This window comes from Amycolatopsis sp. CB00013, assembly GCF_001905755.1.
Lineage (GTDB): Bacteria > Actinomycetota > Actinomycetes > Mycobacteriales > Pseudonocardiaceae > Amycolatopsis > Amycolatopsis japonica.
Genome location: NZ_LIWC01000003.1, coordinates 705,568 through 720,159, shown reverse-complemented (window position 1 = coordinate 720,159; position 14,592 = coordinate 705,568). Strand labels below are relative to the sequence as shown.

General features: G+C 70.9%; 11 protein-coding genes. All 11 read right to left on the bottom strand.

Translation table 11 applies throughout. The features are described from left to right. Positions 1 to 66: 66 nt before the first annotated feature. Positions 67 to 903 carry a cell division protein FtsQ/DivIB gene (locus AMK34_RS22915; protein WP_073846742.1) on the bottom strand — a complete coding sequence of 279 codons (837 nt, stop codon included), beginning with the start codon at positions 901 to 903 and terminating at the stop codon, positions 67 to 69. Positions 904 to 905: 2 nt separating this feature from the next. Beyond that, complete coding sequence (gene murC, locus AMK34_RS22910; RefSeq protein ID WP_073846741.1) at positions 906 to 2,315, bottom strand: UDP-N-acetylmuramate--L-alanine ligase; 1,410 nt, start codon at positions 2,313 to 2,315, stop codon at positions 906 to 908. Next, entirely contained in the window at positions 2,308 to 3,435 is a 1,128-nt protein-coding gene (gene murG, locus AMK34_RS22905; RefSeq protein WP_073846740.1) for an undecaprenyldiphospho-muramoylpentapeptide beta-N-acetylglucosaminyltransferase, read from the bottom strand. The genes murC and murG overlap by 8 nt, the downstream gene beginning before the upstream one ends. Further along, complete coding sequence (gene ftsW, locus AMK34_RS22900) at positions 3,432 to 4,910, bottom strand: putative lipid II flippase FtsW (RefSeq protein WP_073846739.1); 1,479 nt, start codon at positions 4,908 to 4,910, stop codon at positions 3,432 to 3,434. The genes murG and ftsW overlap by 4 nt, the downstream gene beginning before the upstream one ends. Then, complete coding sequence (gene murD / locus AMK34_RS22895; RefSeq protein ID WP_038516436.1) at positions 4,897 to 6,300, bottom strand: UDP-N-acetylmuramoyl-L-alanine--D-glutamate ligase; 1,404 nt, start codon at positions 6,298 to 6,300, stop codon at positions 4,897 to 4,899. Before murD ends, ftsW begins: the two co-directional genes overlap by 14 nt. A 3-nt stretch (positions 6,301 to 6,303) precedes the next feature. Then, positions 6,304 to 7,389, bottom strand: a complete 1,086-nt coding sequence (gene mraY, locus AMK34_RS22890; protein ID WP_016332673.1) for a phospho-N-acetylmuramoyl-pentapeptide-transferase — start codon at positions 7,387 to 7,389, stop codon at positions 6,304 to 6,306. Then, positions 7,386 to 8,912, bottom strand: a complete 1,527-nt coding sequence (locus tag AMK34_RS22885; RefSeq protein ID WP_038516438.1) for a UDP-N-acetylmuramoyl-tripeptide--D-alanyl-D-alanine ligase — start codon at positions 8,910 to 8,912, stop codon at positions 7,386 to 7,388. The genes mraY and AMK34_RS22885 overlap by 4 nt, the downstream gene beginning before the upstream one ends. Next, entirely contained in the window at positions 8,909 to 10,414 is a 1,506-nt protein-coding gene (locus AMK34_RS22880) for a UDP-N-acetylmuramoyl-L-alanyl-D-glutamate--2,6-diaminopimelate ligase (protein WP_038516441.1), read from the bottom strand. The genes AMK34_RS22885 and AMK34_RS22880 overlap by 4 nt, the downstream gene beginning before the upstream one ends. Before the next feature lie 571 nt (positions 10,415 to 10,985). Further along, on the bottom strand, positions 10,986 to 12,914 hold the full coding sequence (locus AMK34_RS22875) for a peptidoglycan D,D-transpeptidase FtsI family protein (protein WP_037343188.1): 1,929 nt from the start codon (positions 12,912 to 12,914) through the stop codon (positions 10,986 to 10,988). Next, complete coding sequence (locus tag AMK34_RS22870; RefSeq protein WP_038516444.1) at positions 12,914 to 13,624, bottom strand: hypothetical protein; 711 nt, start codon at positions 13,622 to 13,624, stop codon at positions 12,914 to 12,916. The genes AMK34_RS22875 and AMK34_RS22870 overlap by 1 nt, the downstream gene beginning before the upstream one ends. Then, complete coding sequence (gene rsmH, locus AMK34_RS22865; protein ID WP_038516446.1) at positions 13,621 to 14,580, bottom strand: 16S rRNA (cytosine(1402)-N(4))-methyltransferase RsmH; 960 nt, start codon at positions 14,578 to 14,580, stop codon at positions 13,621 to 13,623. Before rsmH ends, AMK34_RS22870 begins: the two co-directional genes overlap by 4 nt. Between the last annotated feature and the right edge of the window lie 12 nt (positions 14,581 to 14,592).

Below are 14,592 nucleotides of genomic sequence, written 5' to 3'. Positions count from 1 at the left end.
CGGCCTTGAATAGACCAACACACCCAGTGCCACGTCGGGGGCACCGCATCCAGAGGACGAAACGCGTCAGGAGACGGTGGGCAGGTCGGGGGCCGAGACGTCGAAGACCTTGCCCTCGCGGGTGAGCAGCGCGGCCAGGACCTTCGCCTTGCGTTCGGTGTCGGCCGAGGTCCCCCACCGCACGGTCTTCCCGTCGGCCAGCGCGAACTCGACGCTGCCGGGGGTCTTCGCCGTCGCGGTGGTGACCTGCTTGAGCAACTGCTGCGGGATCACGCCGAGGACACCGGTCACCGCGCGGGTCACCGGGTCGTCGGCCGAGACCAGCGGAAGTTTGAGCTCGGGCAGCCCGGCGGGCCGTTCCTTGACGGTCTTGAACACCACTCCCCCGCCGTCGACGAGGTGCACGCCGTCGCCGCCGGGCCCGCTGTCGAAGAACGCGATGGCGGTCCGTTCGGTCACGGTGATCTCGAGGGTGCTCGGCCACGACCGGGAGACGTCGACGGTCGCGATACCGGGCATCTGCGCCACCTTGTCGCGGATCTCGTCGGTGTCCAGGCGCAGCATCGGCTTCTGGTCCGGCACCGCCGCCGCGGCGCGGATCTGGTCCGCGGGCACGGAGCTCGCCCCGACGACGTCGACCTGCTGCACCCCCAGCATCGAGCTGAACCACAGCAGGTAGACGAGGGCGACGGCGGTCAGCACCGAAAGCAGCGCGACCCAGCGCCGCCGCAGCTCCTTGTGCCGGGTCGGCCGGGCGGAACGGCGGCGGTCGTCCGCCGACCGCCTGCCGCGCCGCTGCTTCAGCCGCTGAGTCCGTTCGGCCCGTGGGGTCCGCTTGACCCGTTCGGAGCGCGGACGCCGACCGGGTTCGGCCGGGCGGCGGCGTTCCCCGGTCTGTGTCATGACTAGCCCGCCCGCCGGTCCAGTTCGGCCAGGATCTCCGGGCCGAGCTGCGTGACGTCGCCGGCGCCCATGGTCACCAGCAGGTCGCCGGGTTCGACCAGATCCGCCGCGAGCTTCGCCGCGACGTCGAACGCGGGCTGGTAGTGCACGGGAACACCGGAGATCTGGTCGGCGATGAGCGCGCCGCTCACCCCGGGCTCCGGCTTCTCGCGCGCCCCGAAGACGTCCAGCACGACGACCTCGTCGGCCAGCGACAACGCGGCCGCGAACTCCTTCGAGAACGCCTTCGTGCGCGAGTACAGATGCGGCTGGAAGACCACGACGACCCGGCCCTGGCCCGCGGCCGTCCGCACCGCGCGCAGCTGCGCGTCGACCTCGGTCGGGTGGTGCGCGTAGTCGTCGTACACGCGGACGTCGCCCGCGCGGCCCTTGAACTCGAACCGCCGCCGCACGCCGCCGAACGCGGCGAGCCCTTCGGCCAGTCCTTCGACCGGCGCGCCGAGCTCGATCCCGGCCAGCAGCGCGGCGATCGCGTTCAGCGCCATGTGCTCACCCGGCACCGCGACCCGGAGTACGATCTCCTCGCCCCGCAACGAGATCCGGACGACGCCGCCGTCCGGCGCGGGGGCGTAGTCGAGCACCTTCGCGTCGTCGGCGCCGGTGACCGAACGCCCGTAGCGGCGGACGCGGATGCCCCGCTCCGCGGCCAGCGCGCCCAGCTTCTCGGCACCCTCGTCGTCACCGCAGACGATGAGCAGCCCGCCCGGCACGATCCGGCCGAGGAAGTCGGCGAACACCGAGACGTACGCCTCGGCCGTGCCGTGGTGGTCCAGGTGGTCCGGCTCGACGTTGGTCACCACGGCGACCGACGGCGAGTAGGCCAGGAACGATCCGTCGCTCTCGTCGGCCTCGGCGACGAAGACCCCGCCCTCGCCGTGATGCGCGTTCGCGCCCGACTCGTTGAGGTCGCCGCCGATGGCGAACGACGGGTCGAGACGGCACTGCTGCAGCGCGACGGTCAGCATCGACGTCGTCGACGTCTTGCCGTGCGTCCCGGCGATGCAGGCGACGCGGTGTCCCTCCATCAGCCCGGCCAGCGCCTGCGCGCGGTGCAGCACGGTGATCCCGCGTTCGCGCGCGGCCATCAGTTCCGGGTTGTCGTCCTTGATCGCGGTCGACACGATCACCGAAGACGGGCCTTCGGGGAACGCGTCGAGGTTCTCGGCGCGCTGGCCGACGGCGATCTCGGCGCCCTGGGCACGCAGCGAAAGGAACGCGCGCGACTCCTTGGCGTCGGAACCGGACACCTGGGCACCGCGGGCGAGCAGGATACGGGCGATGCCGCTCATCCCGGCGCCGCCGATCCCGATCAGGTGGGCACGCGTGAGCGTGTCGGGGAGTTGATCAGGCACCTGCGGCCTCCAGCACGATCTTGGCAAGGGTCTCGTCGGCCTCACGGTGACCGAGGCCGACCGCGGCCGCGCTCATCTTCGCGACCCGGTCGGCGTCGGACACCAGCGGGATCACCAGCTCCGCGACCTTGGCGGGGGTGAGGTCGGCGTCGTCGACCATCAGCCCGGCGCCGGCGTCGACCGCGGGCCGGGCGTTGACCGCCTGTTCGCCGTTGCCGTAGGGCAGCGGGACGAACACCGCGGGCAGGCCGACCGCGGACACCTCGGCGACGGTCATCGCGCCGGAGCGGCACAGCACCGCGTCGGCGGCGGCGTACGCGAGGTCCATACGCTCCAGATACGGCACCGGGACGTACGCGGGCCGTCCGGGGAACTCCTGGACGACCAGCGTGTTCTTCGGCCCGTGGGCGTGCAGGACGCCGACACCGGCGTCCGCGAACTCCTTGGCCGCGCCGGAGACGGCGCCGTTGATCGACACCGCGCCCTGCGAACCGCCGAAGACCAGCAGGGTCGGGGCGTCGGGGTCGAGCCCGAAGAATTCGCGGGCTTCGGCGCGCAGCGCGGCCCTGTCGAGCGACGTGATGGAGCGGCGCAGCGGGATGCCGATGACCTCGGCCTTCGCCAGCGGCGTCCCGGGGACGGCGACGGCGACGCGGACGGCGAACCGCGCGCCGACCTTGTTCGCCAGTCCCGGCTTCTCGTTGGCCTCGTGCACCACGATCGGCGTGCGGCCGCGCGCGGCGAGGTACGCCGGAAGCGCGACATAGCCGCCGAAGCCGACGACGACGTCCGCGCCGACCCGGTCCAGGATCTCGCGGGTGCGCTTGACCGAATCGCGGACCTTCAGCGGCATCTTCAGCAGCTCGGGCGTCGGCTTGCGCGGCATCGGCACCGGCGGGATCAGCTCCAGCGGGTACCCGCGCGCCGGGACGAGCTTGTTCTCCAGTCCGCGCTGGGTCCCCAGCGCGATCACCTTCGCGTCGGGACGCAGGCGCATCACCGCGTCGGCGAGGGCGAGTGCCGGTTCGATATGCCCGGCGGTACCACCGCCGGCGACCACGACCACCGGCGCTTTGCCGGCGACCTCGCCTGAAACGCCACCTCTGACGGGGTTGTTCACCTATGACCTCTCCGGTTTGCGGTACCCCGTTTCGCGGTACCGCGGTTCACCGCCGTTCGCGCGGCCGTCCTCCTGCCGGGCTCCCGTACCGAACGGCGCCGCTCCTGTGCGGGCGAAGGCCTCGCCGTCCTCGGCGCGGGTCTCGCCGCCTTGGCGGCGCCTCCCCTGGCCGCGCCGCCCTTGCGCTTGGCTGGCGGGCGGTACGGCTCGGGCGCGGGAAGCCTCAGCAGGCGTCCGAATTTACCTGGCCCCTGCGAGCGCAGTGCGGCCACCGCCTCCGGTTCGTGCCGGGCGGCGTTGGCCAGGATCCCCATGATGAGCATGGTGATCACCAGCGACGTCCCGCCGTAGGAGATCAACGGCAGCGTGACCCCGGTGACCGGCAGCAGACCGACGACGTAGCCGATGTTGATGCCGGCCTGCGCGACCAGGAAGACGGTCAGCGTGCCGGACACGATGCGGATCCACGGGTCGAGGTTGCGGGTGGCGATCCGCAGGCCGACGACGGCGACCCCGGCGAACAGCCCGAGCACCACCGCGCAGCCGATGAAGCCGAGTTCCTCGCCGATCAGGGCGAAGATGAAGTCGTTCTGCACGTTGGGCAGGTAGCCCCAGTTGGACTGGCCCTGGCCGAGGCCCTTGCCGAGGAACCCGCCGTCGGCGAGCGCGAGTTTCGCCTGGTTGGCCTGGAAGCCGTCCGCGCTGGTGTCCGGGTCGCCGGAGACGAACGACATGACCCGCGCCAGCCGGTACGGGGCGATGATCGCCAGCACCAGGATCCCGGCCAGGCCACCCGCGAGGATGACCCCGAACAGCCGTTTCGGCGCGCCCGCGAACCACAGCAGGGCCATCAGCACCACCGCGAGGGTGATCGTGCCGCCGAGGTCGGGCTGCATCATGACCAGCGCGAACATCAGCAGCGCGATCGGGACGACCGGGACGAGCAGATGCCGCCACTGGTTGATGATGTTGTACTTGATCACCAGGATGTGCGCGCCCCAGAAGGCCAGCGCGACCTTCGCCGCCTCGACCGGCTGGAAGGCGAACCCCCCGAGCCGGAACCAGCCCTGTGAGCCGTTGACCGTGGACCCGAGCGGGGTCAGCACCAGCACGAGCAGCCCGAGGCACACCACCGTCGCCGTCGCCGACAGCCGCCGGACGCGTTCCAGCGGTACCCGCAGCCCGATCCAGAACACCACGGCGCCGATCGCGACGAACATGAGGTGCTTGCTGAACTGGGCGTACACGCCGGTGCCGGTCTTGGGGTTGTACGAGGCGACCGAAGACGCGGACAGCACCATCACGATGCCGATCACGGTCAGCACGCCGGTGAGCGCCAGGACCAGGTGGAACGAAGCGAGCGGCCGCGAAAGCCAGGCCGTCAGCGCGGTGCGGAAGGCGACGAACGGGCTTTCCTTGCGTTCACGGCGCTTGCGCGGCGCGGGCTCGCGCTTTCTTTCCTCAACCGCCGTCACTGGTCTCCCCCGCACCGTCGCGCAGGACACGGACCGCGCTCGCGAACGCGTCGCCGCGTGCGCCGTAGCTCGAGTACATGTCCAACGACGCCGCGGCGGGGGCCAGCAGCACCACATCTCCAGGGCGCGCCAGGGCGCGGGCCGCCTTCACCGCCGCAGTCATGGTGTCATCGTCACCCGAAGGGAGGCTGTTCACCGGGACATCCGGCGCGTGTCGCGCGACAGCGGCGGCGATCACGGGTGAATCCACGCCGAACAGCACGACTCCGCGCAGCCTTCCGGCGATCGAGCCGACGAGTTCGTCCACGGAAGCGCCCTTGAGCTGGCCACCGGCGATCCAGACGACGTTCAGATGCGCGCGCAGCGAACCGCTCGCCGCGTGCGGGTTGGTCGCCTTGGAATCGTTGATGTAGCGGACGCCGTCGATCTCGCCGATCTCCTCGGCCCGGTGCGGGGCGGGCCGGTACTCGCGCAGCCCCTTGGCGACGTCCTCGCCGGTGACGCCGTACGCGCGGGCCAGCGCCGCCGCGGCGAGCGCGTTGGAGACGTTGTGCGGACCGGCGGGACGCACGTCGGCCAGCGTGCCGAGTTCGTCGGCGCTGGTCGCCGGGTCGGCCACGAAGGCGCGGTCGACCAGCAGGTCTTCCACGATCCCGAGTTCGCCGGGGCGCGGGGTGTCCATGCCGAACGCGACGCGGCGGGCGTCGGCGGGCGCGTGTTCGTCGGCGAGCCGGGCGGACCACTCCTCGTGGAGGTTGTGCACGACGTTCCGGGAGTGGGTGTGGACCCGGCCCTTCGCGGCCGCGTACTCCTCCATCGAGCCGTGCCAGTCGAGGTGGTCCTCGGCCAGGTTCAGCACCACCGACGCGAGCGGGGCCAGCGTCGACGACCAGTGCAGCTGGAAGCTCGACAGTTCCACGGCGAGCACCTCGTGCCCGGCGCGCACCGCGTCGAGCACCGCGAAACCGACGTTCCCGCAGGCCACGGCGTCGACCCCGGCGGTACGCAGGATCGACTCCAGCATCCCGACCGTGGTGGTCTTGCCGTTGGTCCCGGTGATCGCGAGCCACACCGGCGGCTTGTCGCGCAATTGCCCGACGCGCCACGCCAGTTCGACGTCGCCGATCACCTCGACACCGGCTTCGGCCGCCGCCACCAGCAGCGGCGACGTCGGCTTCCAGCCGGGGCTGGTGACGACCAGCTCGACGTCTCCGGGCGGCTCGGTCAGGCCCGGCACCAGTTCGGCGCCGAGCCCTTCGAGCTCCGCCAGCCGTTCGGCGTTGCCGTCGGTGACGGTGATCCGCGCGCCCAGCTCCGCCAGGACGGGGACGATCGACTTGCCGGTGACCCCGGCTCCGGCGACGAGGACGTGACGCCCGGCCAGCTCCACCGCTTAACCCCCGAGACCGAGCTGTTCGCTGTAGAACAGGCCGAGACCGAACATGCAGCAGATGGCCGAAAGCAGCCAGAACCGGATGATGACGGTGGTTTCGGCCCAGCCCGCGAGCTCGAAGTGGTGATGGAACGGGGCCATCCGGAACAGCCGTCGCCTGGTCGTGCGGAACACGGCGATCTGCGCGACCACCGAGATCATCTCGACCATGAACAGACCGCCGATGACGATGGCGAGCAGTTCGGTGCGGGTGGTCATCGACAGACCGGCGACGAGGCCACCGAGGGCCAGCGAACCGGTGTCACCCATGAAGATCTTCGCCGGTGCGGCGTTCCACCACAGGAAGCCGACACAGGCGCCGGTCGCCGCGGCGGCGACCACCGCCAGGTCCAGCGGGTCACGGACGTCGTAGCAGGCGGCCTGCGGGGTGACCGCGCACGAGAGGCGGGTCTGCCAGAACGCGATGACGACGTAGGTCGCCAGCACCATCGCCGCGGTGCCGCCGGCGAGACCGTCGAGGCCGTCGGTGAAGTTCACCGCGTTCGACCAGCCCGAGATGACGATGTAGCAGAAGATCACGAAGAACACCGACGGGAAGGTGATCAGCGCGAGGTCCCGCACGTAGGACAGGCTTTCCGACGCCGGGGTGAGCCCGCGTTCGTCGGCGAACTGCAGCGCCAGGATCGCGAAGGCGATCGTGACCACGAGCTGGCCGACCAGTTTCGCGGTCTTGTTCAGCCCGAGGTTGCGCTGTTTGCGGATCTTGATGAAGTCGTCGAGGAACCCGACGAGCCCGAGGCCGACGGCCAGCAGGAGGACCAGCAGCCCCGAGGCGGACGGGCCGCCGGTGCCGTTGCCGCCGCTGAGCGCGCTGATCAGATGCGCCACGAAATACCCGACGACCATCGCGACGATGATCGCGACACCACCCATCGTCGGGGTACCGCGTTTGGATTTGTGTCCCTGCGGTCCTTCCTCCCGGATCTCCTGGCCGAAGCCCTGCCGGGAGAACACCCGGATCAGATAGGGAGTGAGGAGGATGGAGACCAGCAGGCCCGCCGCGGCCGCGATCAGGATGCTGATCACGCGTCACCACCGTTCGAGCGTTCGTGAGAGGGGGAAGGGGCTACTACAGGGGATTCGGTTGCGGGAGCGGCGAGCACGGCGTCGGCCACCCGCCACAGAGCGGCGGCCTTGGACGCCTTCACCAGCACCACGTCTCCCGCGCGGAGCTGATCATGCAGCAGGGCGATGGCGGCGTCGACGTCGGGTACCAGTACCGACTCCTCGCCCCAGGAACCCTCGTGCTGGGCGCCCTGATGCGTGGCCGCGGCGGCCTGGCCGATGACCACGAGCTTGTCGATGTTGAGCCGGACGACGAGCCTGCCGATGCCGTCGTGCGCGGCGACCGAGTTCTCGCCGAGGTCGCCCATCACGCCGAGCACGGCCCAGGAGCGGCGGTTCGCGCTCATCGACGCGAGCGCCTTGAGCGCGGCCCGCATCGACTCGGGGCTGGCGTTGAAGGAGTCGTTGAGGACCGTGACACCGTCGGCTCGGGTGGTGACCTCCATACGGCGCTCGGAGCGCCGCTCCAGGCTCGACAGGCGGGCCGCGACCTCCTCGACCGTCGAGCCCATCTCCAGGGCCACAGCGGCCGCGCTGAGCGCGTTGCCGACCTGGTGCTCGCCGTAGAGCGGCAGCTTCACCGGCGCCTCGCCGTCCGGGGTGACCAGGCGGAACGACGCGCGCGCCTCGTCGTCGAGGGTGATGTCGACGGCGCGGACCTGCGCGGACTCGCTCTCGCCGACGAACACGACCCGGGCCTTCGTCCGGCTCGCCATGGCCGCGACGTACGGGTCGTCGAGGTTCAGGACCGCGACACCGCCGTCCTCGGCGCTCGGCAGTGCCTCCACGAGCTCGCCCTTGCCCTTGGCGATGCCCTCGCGCGAGCCGAACTCGCCGACGTGCGCGGTGCCGACGTTGAGCACGACCCCGATCCGCGGCGGCGCGATGGCCGCCAGCTCGGCGATGTGGCCGGGCCCGCGGGCGGAGAGCTCCAGCACGAGCTGCCGCGTCGAGTCGTCGGCCCGCAGCGCCGTCCAGGGGTGGCCCAGCTCGTTGTTGAACGAGCCCGGCGGCGCCACCGTCGGGCCGAGCGGCTCCAGCAGCTGGGCGATGATGTCCTTGGTGGAGGTCTTGCCCGCCGAACCGGTGACCCCGACGACGGTCAGGTGGTCACCCGCGAGTTTCCGGATGACGTGCCGGGCGAGTTTGGCGAGCGCGGCCAGCACCGCGGCACCCGCCCCGTCCTTGTCCGAGACCAGCGCGAACGCCCGCTCGTGCCCCTCGCCGGCCGCCAGCGGCGGCACGATCACGGCCGGTGCGTCGACCTCGCGGGCCGCGAGCACCGCGACGGCGCCCGACTCGACCGCCCGCGCGGCGAAGTCGTGGCCGTCGACCTTCGCGCCGGGCAGCGCGATGAACAGACCTCCGGGGGTGACCTCACGGGTGTCGAATTCGACGCTTCCGGTGACCTCGGCGGTCCCGTCGGTCCGATGCAGCCGCCCGCCGACGATGGCGGCGATCTCGGCCAGGCTGAGCACGATCACACTGTCTCCAGACGTCTGCGGATGGCGGCGGCCAGCTCTTCCCGGTCGGAGAACGGGTGCACGACACCCTGGACCTCCTGGCCGGTCTCGTGGCCCTTGCCCGCGATGAGCACGATGTCGCCGGGCCGGGCCAGCTCGACCGCGTGGACGATGGCCTCCCGGCGGTCGGCGATCTCGAGGATCTCGCCGCCCAAGGCCGGCCCGGCGTTGCGGGCACCGGCCAGCATCGCCGCCCGGATCGCGGCCGGATCCTCCGACCGCGGGTTGTCGTCGGTCACGATCAGCACCTCGCTGCGGCGGACCGCGGCCTCGCCCATGACCGGGCGCTTGGCGGTGTCGCGGTCCCCGCCGCAGCCGAGGACGGTGATGATCCGGCCCTCGGTGCGGGCACGCAGCGCGTCGAGCCCCTGCGCCACGGCGGCGGGCTTGTGCGCGTAGTCGACCACCGCGGTGAACGGCTGGCCGAGATAGACCCGCTCCATCCGGCCCGGCACCTCGACCGAGGCGAGCCCGGCGACGATGGCGTCGAGCGGGACACCGGCGGTGTTGAGGATCGCGGCCGCGAGCACGGCGTTGGCCACGTTGAACTCACCCGGCAGCGGGATCTTGGCCGCGGCGGTGAGGCCCTCGGGGCCGTGGAGGGTGAAGGTCTGCTCCCCCGCCGGGGTGGGGTTGAGGTCGGTGGCGCGCCAGAGCGCCTCCGTTCCCGGCTCGGTGGACACGGTCACCGTGTGCGGGGTGAGGAGCGCCTGGCCCCAGGCGCTGTCGACGACGACCACTTCGGCGGTGGACCGGCCGTCGAACAGCAGCGACTTGGCGGCGAAGTACTCCTCCATGTCCTTGTGGAAGTCCAGGTGGTCCTGGGAGAGGTTGGTGAAGGCACCGACCGCGAAGCGCGTGCCGTTGACCCGGCCCAGCGACAGCGCGTGGCTGGAGACCTCCATCGGGACGTGCGTTACGCCGCGTTCCACCATCACCGCCAGGAGCGCCTGCAGATCCGGCGCCTCGGGGGTGGTGAAGCCGCTGGCGAGGCGCTCCCCCGCGATCCGGGTCTCGACCGTGCCGATCAGCCCGGTGGTGAGCCCGGCCGCCTTGAGCCCGGCGTCGACCAGGTACGACGTCGTGGTCTTGCCGGACGTCCCGGTGATGCCGAGGACGGACAGCTCCAGCGACGGCTCCCCGTAGATCCAGGCGGCGATCTCGCCGAGCGCGGCCCGCGGGTCCGGGTGCACCAGGATCGGCACGCCGGCGTCGCGGAGCACCGGACGCTCGGCACCGGCCTCGTCGGTGAGCACCGCGGCCGCGCCGGCCGCGATGGCCTGGTCGCTGAAGTCCGCGCCGTGGGCGCGAGCACCGGGAAGCGCGGCGAAGAGGTCACCGGGGAGGACGTGCTGGGCGCGGAGCGTGCTGCCCGTGACCGTCAGCTCGGCCGCGGCCGGGTAGTCGTCGCCACCCACCACGAGCCGGGCGCCCGCCCTGGCGAGCAGCGTGCCCAGGGGCATCGGCTCGATCCTGGCCGGACGAGGGGGTGCGGCGACGGCCTTGACCGGGCTGTCCGGGACCTGGGCAGCCGTCGCGCCGGACCCGCTTTCGACGGCGGGACCGCTGCGGGGATCTGAAGTAGGCACCGACACAGCCAAGGAGGTTACCGGCGCGGCATTCGGGTGACTGAAGCGGTGCGGGGTGTGAGCGCGGCGATCATGCTCGTGGTAATGGGTTTCGCGGGCTCTCCTTGGCACGCAAGGGCTTCCGACTGTCGCTTGAGGACTTCGGACGCGCCGGGACCGGTGATTCCGGACTGCGCCCGGCGCGGAGGCCCGTTCACGCACAGCGACGATCACGTTCCGACGAGGTGCCCGATGACGCGAAAGCCACTTTCGCAACGTTCAAGGTTGCGAAAGTGGCTTTCGCAACGCGGGTCCTGAGGCCGCTCAGCCGGCGTTCCGAGAGCCGGAACTCACGTGCCCGGAGCCGGATCTCCTGTGTCTGAAGCCGGATCTCGCGTGTCTCGGGACGGATGATCGAGTTCCGCCTTCAAGCACGCGAGTTCCGGCCCCAAACACGCGTGTCACGTCAGGAAAGCACCAGCGGCACTTGAGGCGACGGGCCGTCCGAGAGCGGGATCTGGAACCGCTGCGCCAGGTACGCGGCCACCGAGTGGAACAGCGGCGCGGCCGAGAGTCCTTGCTGCAGGGTGGCGTCCGGCGCGTCGAGCCGGATGCCGACCACGAAACGCGGGTTGTCGGCGGGCAGGATCCCGGCGAAGGTGATGTTGTACAGATGGTTGCTGTACGTCTTCGTCTGCGGGTCGACCTGCTGGCCGGTGCCCGTCTTGCCCGAGATCTGGTAGCCCTCCAGCGCCGCCTTCGGCCCGGTGCCGCTCTGCTGCCCGCGGCCCTTCTGCGTCACCGCGCGCATCATCTCGCGTACGGTCTTCGCCGCCTGCGGGCTGATGACCTGGACGGTCTTCGGCGCCGGCTCCGGGACGAGGGTCCCGTCCGGGTTGACCTTCGCCTTGACCACCCGGGGTTCCACCCGCAGGCCGTCGTTCGCGATGGCCTGGTACATCCCGGCCATCTGCACGACGGTCATCGAAAGTCCCTGCCCGATCGGCAGGTTTCCGAAGGTCGTGGCCGACCACTGGTTGCGCGGCGGCACGACACCGGGGCTCTCACCGGGGAGGCCGAGCCCGGTCCGCTGGCCGAGGCCGAACTTCTTGAGCAGATCCGCGTACCGGTCCTCGCCGAGTTTCTGCGCCAGCAACAGGGTGCCGACGTTCGACGACTTCGCGAAGATGCCGGTGGTGGTGAACTGCTGGGTGCCGTGGTGCCAGGCGTCCTTGACGATCTTGTCCGCGACCTGCAACGAACCCGGCACCGGTAGGGACGCCTCCGGCGTGGTGATCCCCGCGTCGATCGCGCCCGCGGCGGTGACGATCTTGTTCACCGAACCGGGTTCGAACGGCGTGGTCACCGCGCGGTTGTTCAGGTTCTCCGTCTCGCTGCGCGAAGCGGGGTCGTTGAGGTTGACGGTCTTGTCGTTGGCCAGCGCGTAGACCTCGCCGGTCTTCGAGTCCAGGATGACCGCCTGGCCGCCCTTGGCCTTCGACTTGGCGACGTAATCGCTCAGCTGCCGCTGCAGTTCGTACTGCAGGTCGGTGTCGATCGTGAGCTGCAGGTCCGAACCGGGGACGGCGTTCTGGATGTCCCGTTCGGTGCCCGGGATGACGAGATTGTCGTTGCCGTTCCGGGTGTTGACGATCTTGCGGCCCGGTGTTCCGGCGAGATCGTTGTCCCGCGAGGCTTCGAGACCGTAACCGCCGTGCAGGTTGTGCTTGGAGACATCCTTGTCGTCGGTGCGCCAGTTCGCGTAGCCGACGATGTTCGCGCCGACCGAGTCACCGGGATACTCCCGCTTCGAACGCTTCTCGACGCTGATCCACGGGTATTCCTTGACGATCGCTTCGGCGACCGAAGGTTCGATGTCGTGGACCAGGTAGGTGAAGCCGTCCGGCTTGTGGAACTTGTCCAGCAGTTCCTGCTCGGTGATCACCCCGGGCAGCTTGGCCGCGATCAGCTTCGCCGCGCCCGCCACCTCGGACTCGAAGTTCTTGCCCTTGGTCGGGTTCTTCGCGGCGAAGTCGTCCATCGTCTTGTGGAGCCAGTTCAGGCTCACCGCGAGCGTCCGCACTTCGACGCTGAACGCGATCTTCGTCCCGTTGCGGTCCAGAATGGAGCCGCGCTGCGCGGGACTTTCGATCACGGACGTCCGCTGCCGTTCCGCCGCCTCGGACAGTGCTCCGGCCTCGAACCACTGCACCTGCACCAGTTTGAGGCCGGCGAGCACCATCACGACGATCAGCAGGATCCGGACACCGGTGAACCGGCTCCGGTTCCCGCCGTTGCCCCGGCGGGCGGTGGCACGACGGGTCCCGGCGGCGTAGGTCCGCCGCGCGCTCCCCGCCGACCGGGCCCTGGCCTGAGCCGGGCGGCCGGGCGACATCACTGACCTCCCTGCGCCGGGGTCGCCGCGTTCTCCTGCGGCACCGCGGGCTGGTCGCCCTCGTACGGGGTGCCCTGCTGCGTTCCCTCGGCGGGCGGGGGCGCCGTCGATTCGGCCGAGGCGGCGGGCGCCTCCCCTTCGGCCTTCTTCGGCTCACCGACCACAGTGGACTGTCCATCCGGGCCGACCACGATATGCGCGGGGTCGCCGCCGGGCACCATGCCCAGTTCCCTGGCCTTGGGCGCCAGCGACGCGGGCGACTCGGCCTTCGCGACCTCGCGCTGCAGCCGTTCCTTCGCCTCGGCGAGCCCGGCGTTGGTCGTGCGGAGCTGTTCGAGCCGGTACGAATCGGCGATGGCCTGCGTGGTCAGCCACAGCGTGCACGCCACACCGACGGCCAGCATGCCCATCATCATCAGCACGAACGACGCGCGCGAACGCGGCCAGCGCAGCTTGAGCTTCTTCTTCGGCTCTTCCTTGCCCGCGCCGCCTTCCGCGTCGGGACGGTTGCGCTGCTGGTCTCGCTGCAGCAGGTCGGCGCGCTGGGCACGGCGGGCGTACGCACGCTCGGCCGCCGACGTCCGGCCACGGGAGGCGCGGGACGTCGTGGTCTCGGTGGTGTCGGTCGCCTGGTCGGTGGTGGCGGTCGCGCGGGCACGCCGTCCGGGCGGCGGTGTCCGGCGGCCGCGGGACTTCGCGGGAGCGGTCATCGTGCTCGGTCTCCGATCCGTTCGGCGGCCCGTAGCCGCACGGAGGCGGCCCGCGTGTTCTGTTCGGTCTCCGCCTCGCCGGCCTTCTCGGCCCCTCTGGTGAGCAGTTTCAGTTCCGGGCCGTGGCCCGGCAGTTCCACCGGAAGCCCTTCCGGCGTCCGGGATTTCGCCAGTTCCGCGAAGGCCTGCTTGACCAGCCTGTCTTCGAGGGACTGATAGGACTCCACGACGATGCGGCCGCCGACGGCCAGGCAGGACAGCGCCCTCGGCATCGCCCGCCGCAGCACTTCCAGTTCGCCGTTGACCTCGATCCGCAGCGCCTGAAAGGTGCGCTTCGCCGGATGCCCGCCGGTGCGCCTGCTCGCCGCGGGGACCGCGTCGTACAGCAGTTCCACCAGCCGTCCGCTGCGCGTGAAGGGTTCCTTCTCCCGTTCCGCCACAACGGCTTTGACGATCCGCTGGGCGAACCGTTCCTCGCCGTAGTCGCGCAGGATCCGGATCAGCTCGCCGGGGGCGTAGGTGTTGAGCACGTCGGCCGCGGTGAACCCGGTGGTCGGGTCCATGCGCATGTCGAGCGGGGAATCCTTGGAATAGGCGAAACCACGCTCGGCCCGGTCGAGCTGCATCGAGGAGACCCCGAGGTCGAACAGGATCCCGTCCACTCTGGACAGTCCGAGACCCTGCAGCGCGGACGGCATCTCGTCGTAGACCGCGTGCACGAAGTCGACACGATCACCGTGCCGCGCAAGCCGTTTCGCGGAAAGCTCCAGCGCGTTGGGGTCACGGTCGAGGGCGACCAGGCGCAACCGGGGGAACGCGGTGAGCAGCGCGTCGGAATGACCGCCGAGCCCGACGGTCGCGTCGACCAGCACGGCCTCGCGGTCGGAGAAGACCGGCGCGAACAGTTCGACGATGCGGTCGAGCAGCACCGGGACGTGCTCGTGTTCGTCTGCCATGTCTTCCCCCCT